This window comes from Arthrobacter sp. AOP36-A1-22 (assembly GCF_052377615.1).
Classification (GTDB): Bacteria; Actinomycetota; Actinomycetes; order Actinomycetales; family Micrococcaceae; genus Arthrobacter_H.
In genome coordinates, this window is sequence record NZ_JBQSWX010000009.1 from 21,257 (window position 1) to 35,938 (window position 14,682).

Here is a 14,682-nt window from a genome sequence, read left to right on the forward strand (position 1 = left end):
CACGCCTCGTCGACGGCGAGTCGCCTGAATGACGGCCACTACACAGTTATTACACAACCAATGGGTGCGCTCGTGATCCAGCACACCCCGTGGTCCGCTTCCGGCAGGGCAGCGGCGTCCACAGCGGTGACCTGCGGATATGCGGGCCGGGGGCCAACCTCAGTACGGTAGGACCATGACTTCTTCCCACGATCCCGTTGCCGAGGCCGCTCCCGATCTCCCGCTCCTGGGGCGACTTCCATTGGCCCGGACCGAAGTGGACCGGGGGTGTGAACGCCGGCAGGAAGAAGGCTGGCTCGATTCCTTGCTGGAGGACGGAGGGACCAAGGCCCTCCTCCTGGTCAACGGCCGGACCCCGGTCCGCGACGGTGAATTGGCCCTCGTGGGAACCGAGGGCCTGCCGGAGGACTGCCGTTGGGTGTACCTGGGGCGTTCGGACGGGCGGGAGATCGTGCTGGCCGACCTCGACAAGGCCCCAGCGCAGGCTCCCGTCGATGCCGACTGGTTGGGGCTGCGCGATGTCGCCGCCGGACTGGGTGCCCGCGATGCCGGGCTGTTCGTCGAGGCGGTGGCCATCGCCAACTGGCATGCCAGCCACACCCATTGCCCGCGCTGCGGAACACCGACCGACGTCGTGCACAGCGGCTGGGTCAGGATCTGCCCGCAGGATGGTTCACAACATTTTCCCCGGACCGATCCGGCGGTCATCGTCGCCATCACCGACGCCGAGGACCGGCTCCTGCTGGGGGCGAACGCCCAATGGGGCGGCCGGCGGTATTCGACCCTGGCTGGATTCGTGGAACCGGGGGAGTCCCTGGAGGAAGCCGTGGAACGCGAGATCGGGGAGGAGGCCGACGTCCGGGTCCACTCGATCCGGTACGCCGGTTCACAACCCTGGCCGTTCCCGTGCTCACTCATGCTCGGATTCACGGCGAGGGCCGAGACCGCGACGGTCGCCCCCGACGGCGAAGAGATCATCGACCTGCGCTGGTTCACCCGGGAGGAACTGGCCAGGGAGGTCACCGACGGCACCATCGGCGTCCCTTCGGGCGTCTCGATCTCCAGTGCCCTCATCGAACATTGGTACGGTGGGCCGCTGCCCGAACCGCGCCGGATGGAGAACTAAACGCATGACCACATTGGAAGAGCGCATCCTTGGCGGCCTTGACGAGGAGCAGCGCAGCGTGGCGACCACGCTCAACGGGCCGCTCTGCGTCCTGGCCGGGGCCGGAACCGGCAAGACCCGTGCCATCACCCACCGCATCGCCTACGGCGTGCACACCTCGGTGTACAAGCCCAACCAGGTCCTGGCCGTGACCTTCACCTCCAGGGCCGCCAGCGAGATGCGCACCCGGCTGCGTGACCTCGAAGCCGGCGGCGTCCAGGCCCGGACCTTCCACGCCGCGGCCTTGCGCCAACTGCAATACTTCTGGCCGCAGGCCATCGGCGGGCAGCTGCCGTCGATCGTGGGGCATAAGGCCCAGCTCGTGGCTGAAGCAGCCCGCCGGCTACGCATCTCCACCGACCGGGCCTCCATCCGCGACATGGCCGCCGAAATCGAATGGGCCAAGGTCTCGATGCACACCCCCGAGGGGTACGTCGCGGCGGCCTCGGGACGGGCCGAGGCCGCCGGCTTGGACCCGCGTACCGTGGCCCGGCTCTTCCAGTCCTATGAGGACGTGAAATCCGATCGCCATGTGATCGACTTCGAGGACGTGCTGCTGTTGACCGTGGGGATCCTGGACGAGGACCCCCGGGTGGCTGCCTCGGTGCGGGAGCAGTACCGGCATTTCGTCGTCGACGAGTACCAGGACGTCTCACCGCTGCAACAGCGGTTGCTCAAGCTCTGGCTCGGTGGGCGGGACGAACTGTGCGTGGTCGGCGATGCCAGCCAGACCATCTACTCCTTCACCGGGGCCACCCCCTCCCATCTGCTCGACTTCACCCTCGAGTATCCGCAGGCCCCGGTGGTCCGCCTGGTCCGCGACTACCGCTCCACCCCCCAGGTCGTGAACCTGGCCAACAGTCTGCTGGCCTCCCGCCGCCTCGAACATGGGGTCGCCGGCCGCGACGTGCAGTGGGCGACGCCGCTGGAACTGCTCGCCCAACGAGAGCCGGGCCCCGAACCGGCGTTCACCGAATGCAGCGACGACGAGGCGGAGGCCGCCCATGTGGCCCGCACCATCGGCACATTGATCCAGGACGGCGTGGAACCGGCGCAGATCGCCGTGCTGTTCCGGACGAATGGACAGTCCGAGGCCTACGAACAAGCCCTCTCGGGGGCGGGGATCGGCTACCAGCTGCGGGGCGGGGAGCGTTTCTTCCAACGTAGGGAGGTCCGTGACGCGGTACTGGCCCTGCGTGCCGCCTCGCGTCAGCCGGCGGACGACGCCGTACCCCAGCTCTGCCGTGATGTGCTGGCTTCGCTGGGTTATTCCCCGCAGGCTCCCACCAGTGGCGGGGCAGTGCGTGAACGCTGGGAATCGCTCTCCGCGCTGGTCGCGCTCGCCGACGAGCTCTCCGCAGCCCGGGCCGACCGCGAAACACCATTCACCTTGTTGGAGTTCGTGGCCGAACTTGATGAACGGGCGACCACCCAACACGCGCCGACTGTCCAGGGGGTCACCCTGGCGTCGTTGCACTCGGCCAAGGGGCTGGAGTGGGATGCCGTGTTCCTGGTCGGGCTCAGCGAGGGGCTGATGCCGATCTCCTTCGCCGAGGACCAGGGCGACTATGACGAGGAGCGCCGGTTGCTCTATGTGGGCATCACCCGGGCCAGGAAGCAGTTGTCGCTGACCTGGTCCACGGCGCGGACCCCGGGAGGGCGGGCCAGTCGACGGCCCTCGCGTTTTTTGGACGGGCTGCGTCCGGCCTCCTCCTCCCGGGCCGCGGCCCGGCCCGCGGGCGGCGGTTCTAAACGACGCAAGGCGGCCACCCCGCCGACCTGCCGGGTCTGTGGAACCTTGTTGGGCAGCCCTGCCGAGCGCAAACTCGGTCGGTGCCTCGACTGCCCCTCGAGCTACGACGAGGCGGTGTACGAGGCCCTGCGCGAATGGAGGTTGAAGACCTCCAAGGAGGCCGAGGTGCCCGCCTTCGTCGTGTTCACCGACGCAACGCTGATGGCCATTGCCGAAGCCATGCCCTCCGATCCCTCGGCACTGTCCAAGGTATCCGGGGTCGGGTCGGCCAAGCTGGAACGCTACGGCCAGGACGTCCTGGACATCCTGGGCACGGGGTCCGCCCCGGCCTGAGACCACCGGTCAGGCGGCGGGAACCATGCAGGTGCAGTCGGAACGCGGCTGGACCGGGACCCGCTGCACGCCACCGGTCGCCAGATCGATGGTCAGCATGGCGTCGGCGGTGGAGGGGACATTGACCCCGTCCAGCAACATCAGGATCTGTACGGCAGCCAGCCCGGCGGCGGTGCAGGAGAGCGCCAACTCGGCGGTCGAACTCCCCGGTCGGGGCGTCCCTGCGGCCCGGGGGCCCGCCATCGGGGCCCCGACAGGTGGTTGGGCGCAATCCAGACAGGTCGTCAGCCCGGGGATGACCAGCGGTCCGACGCGTGCCCAGGCCGGACCGAACACCACCGGCAGGTGGGGCATGCGGGTCCCCGCCAGATGGGCGGCCCATGATTCGGGCAGGGCGTCGCAAGCGGTCACCACCGTGATCCGGGCTCCCACCCCGGAGGAATCGGGGCCCGGAGCCCATCCGGAGAGCCGGGTACGGGGCCATTGCTGGCCCAGCCGGTGGGCCAGGGCGACGGTGCGCGATTTACCCAGATCGGCCATCCGCAACGGACCGATGCCGATGTCACCGGCGAGGACCGGATGCTCGTCGTTCAGGTAGAGCCCACCGATCCCGCTGGCTGCCAGCAACGAGGCGATGGTCTGACCGCAGCGGCCCAGGCCGTGGATCCGGGCGGCGGAGCGGGACCGTTGCCGGACCAGTTCCCCGGCCGGTGCCGTATAGGCCACCGAATATGCATTGACGTCAGGGACCAGACTGGCCCCCAGGGCGCCGGGCAGCCGGTAGGAATCCTCCAGGACCGGAGCCAGCAAGTCGAGGAGTTCGCGGCGCCGGCGCGGGCCCGGATCGGGGCTGAGCGAGCCGTGCGGCGGTGGCTCGACGGTACTTCCGTCCTCGGTGGCCAGCCAGTGGATGTACTGCTGGTCGACGGGGGTCAGCCCGGTCATCCACAGTCCGTCGCCTGGGGCTCCAATCCGAAGTGAGGTCTCGGTTACGCTGACGATCTGAAGTCCGGGGATGATGCGCATGTTCGCCTCCAGCGATTCTGCCGGAAGGGTTCCGGTGGGGATATCCTGACAGGTCCGGTGCGCTGGAATCCGGGTTTCCACAGCTTCTGGTGGGCGAGTGGCCACCGCGGCATACGACGACGAGAAACGAGGAACCACCATGGTCCAGCGACCGACCGAACGCGAACTGGTCACCGCCGACGGGGTGAATGTGCGCGTGCTGCGTTCGGCCCGGCGGCGCCGCACGGTCTCCGGTGTCTGGAAGGACGGGGCCGCGGTGATTTCCATCCCGGCCACCCTGAGCCTGCGGCAGGAAAACGACTGGGTCGACCGGATGGTCCCTGACATCCTGGCCCGGCGGGCGAAGGCCCTGGGGAAGTTCGGCGAAAACGCGGATACGGAACTGATGCAGCGGGCCCAGCGCCTGAACCGGAAGTACCTGCAGTCACGGGCCGAACCGTTGTCGGTGAAATGGGTGACCAACCAGAACACCAGATGGGGGTCGACCTCCACCGGCTCGGGGGCGATACGGCTGAACCATCGGTTGCAGCAGATGCCGTCCTGGGTGCAGGACTACATCCTCGTCCATGAACTCGCCCATCTCATCGCCGAGGACGGTCACGGCCCCCAGTTCAAGGCCCTCGAAGCCCGCTTCGAACGGCTTGACGAGGCCAAGGCCTACCTCTGGGGCGTCAGTTTCGGCATGGCGCAGGAGCAGGAAACGGAGGGGACCCATCGGGGGCCTCCCCGGGCCGGTAGCGGCCCCGGAGATCGTGAAGGAGCCGACGGGGCCGGAGGGTGGGATGAGGAGCCGTCCGATGATTGGACCGACTGAAACGGCCGGTGGCGTCCGCAGGGACGACACCGGCCGTTTCAGTCCTCACACCCGGCTGGGTGTGAGGCGGGGGGATAGCACGGGCTGAAGGTCAGCGGGGCGTCTCGGGGCCCTGCCCGGGGTCCGACCCATCCTCGGGGGAGTCGGGGTCCCCGTCGTCGGAGGAATGATCTTCATCGGAGGCCCCGGGCGTCTGCTCGGGTTCGTCGTAGCCGCCGTCGAGCAACCGGTTCAGGGCCTCATCCATCTCGCCAGCCGAGGCTTCAGCCAGGGCCCGCCGCGAGGAGAATCCCTCGGGATCGTCGAGATCCTCGGCGGCCGGCATCAGATCCGGATGCTGCCAGACGGCGTCCCGACCTTCCATTCCACGCTCATCCTTGAGGATCGACCACAGCGTGGCGGCATCGCGCAGCCGACGTGGACGCAATTCGAGGCCAACCAGGGAGGCGAAGGCCTGCTCGGCGGGCCCGCCGGTGGCCCGGCGCCGCCGGACCGTCTCACGCAGGGCGGGTGCGGAGGGCAGATTGGCTGCCGCCTCGGCCACGACCTCATCGACCCAGCCTTCGATCAAGGCCAATGCCGTTTCGAGCTTGGCCAGTGCCGCCTCCTGGGCCCCGGTGCGCTGGGGCATGAAGAGCCCCTCCGTCACGGCCCCTTGGATGGATTCGGGATTGGACGGGTCGATGTCGCGGATGGCTTCCTCGACCCTGGACATGTCGATGTGGATTCCGCGGGCGTAATCCTCGATGGCTCCTAGCACATGGGCCTGCAACCAGGGGACCCGCTGGAAGAGTCGGGCGTGGGCTGATTCGCGCAACGCGGCAAAGAGCATGACCTCTTGTTCGGGGATGTCCAGACCCTCGCCGAAGGCCGCCACGTTGGTGGGCACCAGGGCCGGCGCATCCGTGGTGAGCGGAATCCCGATATCAGTGGATCCGAGCACGTCCTTGGCCAGGCCGCCGACGGCCGTACCCAGCTGCATGCCGAACATGGCGCCGCCGAGGTTCTGGAACATGCCCTGGGCGGAGCCGAGCATGGACTTCATTTCCTCGGGGACCTGATCGCGCATGGCGGTACTGATCGCCTGCGAAACGCTGATCGCCACGGGTTCGGTGAGTTTCTTCCACCGTGGCAGGGTCTTCTCGACCCACTGGGCCCGCGAATAGGAGGAGAAACCCGAGGCCGAGGCCTCGAAGGTGGTGGCCTGATCGAGCCACAGATCGGCCAGTCGACCCGCTTCGGTGATGGCTGCGGCCCGCGCCGTGGTCACGCTGGGGTCGTCCCCGGAGGCTGCCTGGCGGGCGGTGTCCTGGGCCAGCTTCCAATTCACGGGGCTTCCGTCGCCGGAGGACATGGCACCCATCATGGCCTGCATCTGGGCCATCATCGCCTGCATGGCGGCCGGATCCGAGGGCATGCCCATGGCACCGAACTGCTTCTGCAGATCGGCGGGGTCCATGCCCGGAGGAAGCTGGCCACCGAAAAGGTTGGAGAGCATCTCCGAAAAGGGGTCGTTGCTGCCGGAATCATCCGGGTCGTCAGAGCCGTCTGGGCGGTTGTTCGGGGGGTTCTCAGCCATGCACCCACGGTACCCCCGGACCGTGGACGGCCACGAGGGATGAAACGGCAGGTTCGCTGTCGGCACAGCGAAAACAAGGACTTACCTTGTAGCCTTGGGGGGATCTAATGCGCACCGGCCTGCGGGTCGGCGAAAAGCCGGAAGGAAAGACAACCACGGTGACCCAGCCGCAGGACCCCCAGGAGCGCGCCACCCACGAGCCGGCGCCGGAAAACGAACCGCCCCCCGTCCGCCCGCGCCGGAGCCAGCGGCGGCTGATCACGGCGACCTGCCTGGCCGTCGTGCTCGCGTTCGTGGCGCTGGCCCTGCCCACTCCCTATGTCGTGGAGGCCCCGGGTCCGGCCGTCAACACGTTGGGCAAGGAACACGGCAAACAACTCATCGAGGTCTCCGGACACAAGACCTACCCCACTAGTGGTTCCCTGGACCTGACGACCGTCTACGTCCTGGGCGGGGCGCAGGGGAAGACCTCCTTCTTCAGGGTGCTCCAGGCCTGGGCGGATCCGAGCGAGGACGTCTATCCGGAGGAAGCGCTGTACCCGCGCACCGCCACCAGCGAGCAGATCAGTGACAACAACGCCGCCGAGATGGACGATTCCCAGCAGAGCTCGGTAGCCGCGGCCCTGGGGGACCTGGGGATCGACTACGAACAGGAACTCACGGTGGCCGGGCTGGCCAACACCACGAATAAGGGCCTGCTGCAGACCGACGACGTCCTGCGGCGGATCGACGGCCGCCCCATCACCGATCTGGACATGCTCCGGTCCGCGCTGCAGGATTCCTCCGAGGGGAAACCCCGGTTGGAGATCGAACGGGCCGGCCAGGAAAAAAAGCTCACCGCGAAGACCACGGTCTCCGACGACGGGAAACACCAACTCGGCGTCTACCTGGGCACCCGGTACACCTTCCCCTTTGATGTGAAGTTCACCCTGTCCGATATCGGCGGGCCCAGCGCCGGGATGATGTTCGCCCTGGGAATCATCGATACGCTCACCCCCGAGGATCTCACCGGAGGCAACAACATCGCCGGAACGGGGACCATCGACGCAGACGGGAAGGTGGGCCGCATCGGAGGCATCGCCCAGAAGCTGGTAGGTGCCAGGGGCGGAGGCGCGGATTACTTCCTGGCCCCCGCCGGCAACTGTGGCGATATCGACGGACGCGTGCCGGACGGGCTGACCGTCGTCAAGGTCTCCACCCTCGAACAGGCGCGCCAGTCGGTGGAATCCATCGCCTCTGGAGCCGACCCGGAGACCCTGTCGACCTGTGGTTCGTGAATGTTTCTGCTGTGAAACCCACGCAACACCCCCCGGGGGGTTAGCGAGTTGACCTGACTCAAGGCAGAATGGGCGAGTGTGCTCCTGCCTACTGTGGGTGCGCGGTAGCTCGTACCAACGATGAGGTTCAATAAGTGAGTTTTGGTCCTGACAACCCGTTCGGCCGACGACCCCAGGGTTCCGGCGATGACGAAGGCGGCGGCCAGCAACGCCCCGCGCCCACCAATAAGAAGCCATCGCCGCTGGTGCCCACCATCGTGGCCATCGGCATCCTGGTGGCCGCGTTCATCTTCTTCGCGAATATCTACGCCGACGTCCTCTGGTACAACCAGGTCGGCTACGGGCAGGTGTTCTGGACCGAACTGCTCACCAAGGTGGCCATTTTCGTGGTGGCCTTCCTGATCATGGCCGCAGCCATCCGGGCCAGTCTGCAGATCGCTTTCAAAACCCGTCCGGTGTACGCCCCTGACATGCAGATGCAGGACAACATCTCCCGCTACCAGGCCCAGCTGGAGCCGATCCGCCGCCTGCTGATGTGGGGGATCCCGCTGGTGATCGGCGCCTTCGCCGCCACCGCCCTGGCCTCCCAGTGGCAGACCGTGTTGTTGTACATCAACCGGGTTCCCTACGGGGAAGTGGACCCCCAGTTCAACCTGGACCTCTCCTTCTACATGAACTCGCTGCCCTTCTACGGGCTGCTCGTCGGCTTCCTGATCAGCGTCGTGTTGATCGCCGGCATTGCCGGGCTGCTGACCCACTACCTCTATGGGGGCATCCGCATCCAGGAACGCGGTGGAGTCACCATCTCCCGCTCGGCCCGGCTGCATGTCTCCATCGCCGCCGCCTTGTTCCTGCTGCTCCAGGGCGCCAACTTCTGGCTTGACCGCTACTCCACGCTGGAGGACCAGGGCGGACGCGTCGCCGGCGCGCTGTACACCGATGTGCATGCCGTCATCCCCACCAAGACGATCCTGGTCGTCGCCGCGGTCCTGGTGGCCGTGTTGTTCGTGGTCGGCGCCATCATGGGCCGGTGGAAGCTGCCGCTGATCGGCACGGCCATGCTCGTGGTGACCGCCCTGGTCGCCGGCGGGGTCTACCCGATGCTGGTGCAGCAATTCCAGGTCGTCCCCTCCGAGAAGACGCTCGAACAGCCCTACATCAAGAAGAACATCGAGATGACCCGTCAGGCCTACGGCCTCTCCGACGTGGAGTCGAGCAACTACGATGCCACCATCGACACGGCCAAGAACGCCCTGTCCAAGGACAAGGCCACCACGACGAACATCCGCCTGCTGGACCCCGATCTGGTCTCCGATGCCTTTGCCCAGCTCCAGCAGTTCCGTACGTACTACAAATTCGCCCCGACCCTGAACGTCGACCGCTATGAGGTGGACGGCAAGACGGAGGATACGGTCATCGCCGTCCGCGAGGTCAACGTCGATCCGACCGACAGCTGGGTCAACCAGCACGTGACCTACACCCACGGCTACGGTGCCGTGGCCGCCTACGGCGCCAAGGTCGCGGCCGGTGGGCGCCCCGACTTCATGCTCTCCGGGATCCCGACCACCGGCGTGCTGGCCGACGATTCCACCTACGAGCCCCGGATCTACTTCGGTGAATTCTCTCCGGAATACTCGGTGGTCGGTGGCCCCGACGACTGGACCGCCCGCGAACTGGACCACCCCTCGGACCAGTCCGGAGAGGGCGACGCCAAGACCACGTTCGAAGGAGACGGCGGGCCCATCGTGGGCAATTTGTTCAACCGACTGGTCTACTCGCTGAAGTTCAGCTCCACGGACCTGCTGCTTTCGGACGCCATCAACAACGAATCGCAGATCCTCTACGACCGGTCCCCGAAGGACCGGGTGCAGAAGGTCGCCCCGTATCTGACGACCGACTCGAATACCTACCCGGCCATCGTCGACGGCCGCGTGAAGTGGATCGTGGACGCCTATACGACCAACAGTTCCTTCCCGTACTCCACCGAGCAGCAGCTCGACACCGCCGTGCGCGATTCGCTGACCGGTGAGAACCGGACCGCGACGCTCTCGGGCAAGGTGAACTACATCCGCAACTCCGTCAAGGCCACCGTCGATGCCTATGACGGTTCGGTCGACCTGTATGCCTGGGAGCCCGACGAGCCGCTGCTGAAGGCCTGGCAGAAGGTCTTCCCCACCACGGTGAAGCCGATTTCGGAGATCTCCGGGGACCTGATGAGCCACGTGAGGTACCCGGAGGACCTGTTCAAGGTCCAGCGGACCCTGCTCGGCGACTACCACGTGACCGATCCCGACGACTTCTACGAGTCCAACGACGCCTGGTCGGTCCCCAACGACCCGACCACACCGGACAACCCGGTACCGCAGCCGCCGTACTACCTCTCGCTGCGCATGCCGGACCAGAAGAAGGAGACGTTCTCCCTCACCAGCACGTTCATCCCCAAGACCAGCGCCGGAAGCCAGCAGCGCAACGTGCTCTATGGCTTCCTCTCGGCCGAGGCCGACGCCGGGGACAAGAAGGGGAAGAAGTCCGATGGCTACGGCACGCTGCGGTTGCTCGAACTGCCGCGTTCCACCGTGGTCCCCGGGCCGGGCCAGGCACAGCAGAACTTCGACTCCAACACCACGGTGTCGACCCAGTTGAACCTGCTGCGTTCCGGTGCCTCGAAGGTCATCAACGGCAACCTGCTCTCGCTGCCGGTCGGCGGTGGCGTGCTGTACGTGCAGCCGGTATACGTCCAGTCCACCGGCGAGACGTCCTACCCGACGTTGCGCAAGGTGCTGACCTCCTTCGGCGACAAGGTCGGCTTCGCCGATACCTTGTCCGAATCCCTGGACCAGCTTTTCGAAGGTTCCTCGGGTGCCGAGACGAGTGAGGGCGACGGGAGCAAGAAGCACGACGACGACGAGGGCGGAGCAGGTGCTGAAGAGGCTCCGGCGAACGAGCAGCAGCAGCTCAAGGAAGCGCTGGCGGACGCCAACTCGGCCATCAAGGCTGGCCAGAAGGCCCTGTCCGATGGTGACTTCGCCACGTACGGCAACGAGCAGAAGAAGCTCGGCGACGCACTGGACAAGGCACTGGAGCTCGAAGGGAAGATCTCCGGTGAGCCGGTCGAAACCGATAAGGAGAAGTCCTCGGACAACCCGATCCCGGGTCAGGACGGGTCGGCTCCGGCCAAGGATTCGAAGGGCTAGCCGCACAGGGCGGGCCTCGGTGGGCCGGTAGTCCGGCCATCGATGACCCGTCCCCGTCGAAGGCGGTGGTGCCACGTAGTGATCTGCGTGACACCACCGCCTTTCGATTTGAGGTTGGGGCCCGAAGATGGGATGCTTTAAGCACGCCGCGGGGTGGAGCAGTTCGGTAGCTCGCCGGGCTCATAACCCGGAGGTCGCAAGTTCAAATCTTGCCCCCGCAACGGAGAAAAGGTCCCGGTCGATGGAAACATCGGCCGGGACCTTTTGTGTGCCCGGAAACTCGAAAAAAGCTTTGACCTCCTACTAAATGGTTGCAAGACCTAGTATCATCGAGTCCAGCAAACCGCGCCGAGAGGAACAATTGGTGAATCAGCAAACCCGCACACCATCTGCTGTGACCGGAAGCCGTTGGGGACGCTTCGGCATCTATGCAGGAGGTGCCGTCGTCATCCTGGCGCTGGTCGTCCTGGGTGCCAGGTGGTTGACCGGCACCGCACCGGTCTCGGAATTCATGACCACCTACCCCGGGCAGGTTCCGCTGCCCGCCGTGGCCCCGGTAGGGCTGCCGGCATGGTTGGGGTGGCAGCACTTCCTCAACGCCTTCTTCATCGTCCTGCTGGTGCTCACCGGGTGGAGGGTGCGGACCACGCAACGGCCCGCAGCCCACTGGGTGCGCAACAACAAGGGGCTGATCAAGACCAAGAAGGCGCCCAAGCGCATCAGCCTTGACCTCTGGATGCACCTGAGCCTCGACGTGTTGTGGGTCCTGAACGGGACCATCTTCATCGTCCTGCTCTTCTCCACCGGCCAATGGCGGCGCATCGTCCCGACCAGTTGGGACATCATCCCCAATGCCGTTTCGGCCGGCCTGCAATACGTGTCGCTGAACTGGCCGCTGGATGACGGCTGGGTGAACTACAACAGCCTGCAACTGCTGACCTACTTCCTGACCGTCTTCGTGGCGGCCCCGTTGGCCATCATCACCGGTCTGCGGATGTCCTCGATATGGCCGACGAAGGCGAAGAGGCTCAACCGCCTCTACCCGATCGAAGCGGCCCGCGCGTTGCACTTCCCAGTCATGCTCTACTTCGTGCTCTTCGTGGTCGTGCACGTGACCCTGGTGCTCAGCACCGGGGCCTTGCGCAACCTGAACCACATGTTCGCCGCGCGGGACGACGGAGGCTGGCTCGGATTCATCTTCTTCGCCATCTCATTGGTCGTCATCGTCGGTGCGGCATTGCTGGCACGACCCATCTTCGTCGGCCCGATTGCCTCACTGATGGGCAAAGTGAGCCGCTGACCACCCGTCCGGTCGAAAGTGCCGGACGTCCCCATCTGGCCCCCGGGCCGAAAGGACACACATGTTCGAGCTCAACGACGAGCAACAGGCCATGGTCGACATGGTGCGCGATTTCGCGACGGAGCAGATCGCCCCGTTCGCCGACACCTGGGACCAGGAACACCATTTCCCGGTCGACGTGCTGCGTCAGGCCGGAGACCTGGGCATGGGGGCCATCTATGCCGACGAAGAGTACGGCGGCTCGGGACTGACCCGCAGTGATGCGGTGCTGATCTTCGAGGAACTGGCCCGGGCCTGCCCGACGATCTCCGCCTACATCTCCATCCACAACATGGTGGCGTGGATGATCGACCGGTTCGGCACCGCCGAGCAGCGGGCCGCGTGGATCCCCGGGATGGCGACCATGGAGGAGCTGGGCAGCTACTGCCTCACCGAGCCCGGAGCGGGCTCCGACGCCGCGGCCCTGACCACCCGGGCCGTGCGTGAGGGGGACGAGTACGTCCTGAACGGAGTCAAGCAGTTCATTTCCGGTGCCGGGGCCTCGACCTACTACCTGGTGATGGCCCGCACTGCGGATACCGGTAGCCGGGGGATCTCGGCGATCGTGGTCCCCGCAGGGACCGAAGGGCTGGGGTTCGGCGGCCTGGAGAAGAAGATGGGCTGGAATGCCCAACCCACCCGCCAGGTCATCTTCAACAACGTCCGGGTCCCGGTGGCCAATCGCCTCGGCGAGGAGGGCGACGGATTCGGCATTGCGATGAAGGGCCTGAACGGGGGCCGGCTGAACATCGGCGCCTGCTCCTTGGGCGGGGGACAGGCCGCGTTGGAGAAGTCCGTCGCCTACCTCAAGGAACGGCAGGCCTTCGGCGGACCGCTGATCAAACAGCAGGCGCTGCTATTCGAACTGGCCGACATGGAAACGAAGATCTTCACGGCCAGGACCCTGTTGTGGCGGGCCGCGGCGGCCCTGGATGAAGGTGCCGACGACGCGCTGAAACTCTGTGCCATGGCCAAGCGCGTGGCCACCGATGCCGGTTTCGAAACCGCTAACGCCGCCATCCAGCTCCATGGCGGATACGGATACCTGAGTGAATATGGTTTGGAGAAAATCGCCCGTGACTTGCGGGTTCACCAGATCCTCGAGGGGAGTAACGAGATCATGCGCCTGATCATCGGCCGGATGATCGCCCAGGAATAGGGGATCGGACACCTCGATTTTGGGCGGTATCCACTTTCGTGTAGAGTCATATCTCGCAGCGCGGGGTGGAGCAGTTCGGTAGCTCGCCGGGCTCATAACCCGGAGGTCGCAAGTTCAAATCTTGCCCCCGCAACGAGATGAAGAACCCCGATTCGGCATGACGCCGGATCGGGGTTCTTTTCGTGTCCCCGGTCGTCCGTGACCGACCGGTCACGGACCACCGGGTGGAGCGGGAGGTGCCGGGCTTCGTGGTCCCTAGCCCAGCTCGGGCGTCGGGCTGCCTCCGGCCTTCAGGGCCGCCAGGCGGGCCTCCACCTCGGTCTGCTCGCCGAGGTCCTCGAGGGACTCGAACTGGGCGTCGAGGCTGGAGGCCGAAAGCTCTGCGGCGCCCTGGACGCGGGCTTCCTCGCGCCTGACCTTCTCCTCGAAACGCGAGACCTCGCTGTTGGGGTCCATGATGTCGATGCTCTTCAGGGCATCCTGGACCTGGGACTGCGCCTGCGTGGACTTGGCCCGTGCGACGAGCGAATCCCGTTTGGCCACCAATTCCTGACGTTTGGTGTTCATGGCGTTCAAGCCGCTTTTGAGCTTCTCGACGATCTCCTCCTGCGAGGCGATAGTCGGCTCGACGGATTTGGCTTCGTCCTCGGACTGCATCTGACGCTGGATGGCGACCTTGGCCAGATTGTCGAACTTCTTGGCGTTCTCGTCCTTGCCGGCGGCCCGGAACTCATCGGCCTTCCGCGATGCGGCGAGGGCCTTGTTGCCCCAGTCGCGGGCATTCTCCTGGTCTTCCTGATGGTCCTGTTGGAGCATGCGCAGGTTGCCGATGGTCTGCGCGACCGCCGTTTCCGCCTCGGCGATGTTGTTGGTGTAGTCGCGCACCATCTGGTCCAACATCTTCTGCGGGTCCTCGGCCGAATCGATCATGGAGTTGATGTTGGCCTTGGCCAGTTGGGCGATGCGCCCAAAGATTGACTGCTTGATCACGATGTCACCTTCCACTGGGGTTTAACTGGTCTGGTCCTGCAACCGGCGGCCGA

At 66.0% G+C, this 14,682-nt stretch carries 10 protein-coding genes and 2 tRNA genes; 9 read left to right on the top strand and 3 right to left on the bottom strand.

What is annotated here, in order from left to right; translation table 11 throughout:
• The first annotated feature begins 175 nt into the window (after positions 1 to 175).
• The gene (gene nudC / locus ACT3S2_RS07405; protein WP_444561467.1) at positions 176 to 1,126 is read left to right on the top strand and encodes an NAD(+) diphosphatase; all 951 of its coding nucleotides are present in this window, start codon (positions 176 to 178) and stop codon (positions 1,124 to 1,126) included.
• Between the two features lie 4 nt (positions 1,127 to 1,130).
• Positions 1,131 to 3,251, top strand: a complete 2,121-nt coding sequence (locus ACT3S2_RS07410) for an ATP-dependent DNA helicase UvrD2 (RefSeq protein ID WP_444561468.1) — start codon at positions 1,131 to 1,133, stop codon at positions 3,249 to 3,251.
• A gap of 9 nt (positions 3,252 to 3,260) precedes the next feature.
• On the opposite strand, the gene ACT3S2_RS07415 is transcribed toward ACT3S2_RS07410, so the two are convergent.
• Positions 3,261 to 4,196, bottom strand: a complete 936-nt coding sequence (locus ACT3S2_RS07415; RefSeq protein WP_444561469.1) for a hypothetical protein — start codon at positions 4,194 to 4,196, stop codon at positions 3,261 to 3,263.
• A 178-nt stretch (positions 4,197 to 4,374) separates the two neighbouring features.
• On the opposite strand from ACT3S2_RS07415, the gene ACT3S2_RS07420 reads away from it, so the two are divergent.
• Entirely contained in the window at positions 4,375 to 5,091 is a 717-nt protein-coding gene (locus ACT3S2_RS07420; RefSeq protein ID WP_444561470.1) for a M48 metallopeptidase family protein, read from the top strand.
• 91 nt (positions 5,092 to 5,182) lie between these two features.
• Here ACT3S2_RS07420 and ACT3S2_RS07425 read toward each other — a convergent pair whose 3' ends face one another.
• The gene (locus tag ACT3S2_RS07425; protein ID WP_444554347.1) at positions 5,183 to 6,670 is read right to left on the bottom strand and encodes a zinc-dependent metalloprotease; all 1,488 of its coding nucleotides are present in this window, start codon (positions 6,668 to 6,670) and stop codon (positions 5,183 to 5,185) included.
• A 158-nt stretch (positions 6,671 to 6,828) separates the two neighbouring features.
• Between ACT3S2_RS07425 and ACT3S2_RS07430 the strand changes: the two genes are divergently transcribed.
• From ACT3S2_RS07430 to ACT3S2_RS07455, 6 genes are all read left to right on the top strand, one after another.
• Positions 6,829 to 7,947 carry a YlbL family protein gene (locus ACT3S2_RS07430; protein ID WP_444554348.1) on the top strand — a complete coding sequence of 373 codons (1,119 nt, stop codon included), beginning with the start codon at positions 6,829 to 6,831 and terminating at the stop codon, positions 7,945 to 7,947.
• Positions 7,948 to 8,081: 134 nt separating this feature from the next.
• Entirely contained in the window at positions 8,082 to 11,141 is a 3,060-nt protein-coding gene (locus tag ACT3S2_RS07435; protein WP_444554349.1) for a UPF0182 family membrane protein, read from the top strand.
• 147 nt (positions 11,142 to 11,288) lie between these two features.
• Positions 11,289 to 11,362, top strand: a tRNA-Met gene (locus ACT3S2_RS07440).
• 143 nt (positions 11,363 to 11,505) lie between these two features.
• Positions 11,506 to 12,441, top strand: a complete 936-nt coding sequence (locus ACT3S2_RS07445; RefSeq protein ID WP_444554350.1) for a cytochrome b/b6 domain-containing protein — start codon at positions 11,506 to 11,508, stop codon at positions 12,439 to 12,441.
• A 61-nt stretch (positions 12,442 to 12,502) separates the two neighbouring features.
• Entirely contained in the window at positions 12,503 to 13,639 is a 1,137-nt protein-coding gene (locus ACT3S2_RS07450; RefSeq protein ID WP_444554351.1) for an acyl-CoA dehydrogenase family protein, read from the top strand.
• A 59-nt stretch (positions 13,640 to 13,698) separates the two neighbouring features.
• Positions 13,699 to 13,772 (top strand) — tRNA-Met (locus ACT3S2_RS07455).
• A 122-nt stretch (positions 13,773 to 13,894) separates the two neighbouring features.
• On the opposite strand, the gene ACT3S2_RS07460 is transcribed toward ACT3S2_RS07455, so the two are convergent.
• Positions 13,895 to 14,629, bottom strand: a complete 735-nt coding sequence (locus ACT3S2_RS07460) for a PspA/IM30 family protein (RefSeq protein WP_444554352.1) — start codon at positions 14,627 to 14,629, stop codon at positions 13,895 to 13,897.
• Between the last annotated feature and the right edge of the window lie 53 nt (positions 14,630 to 14,682).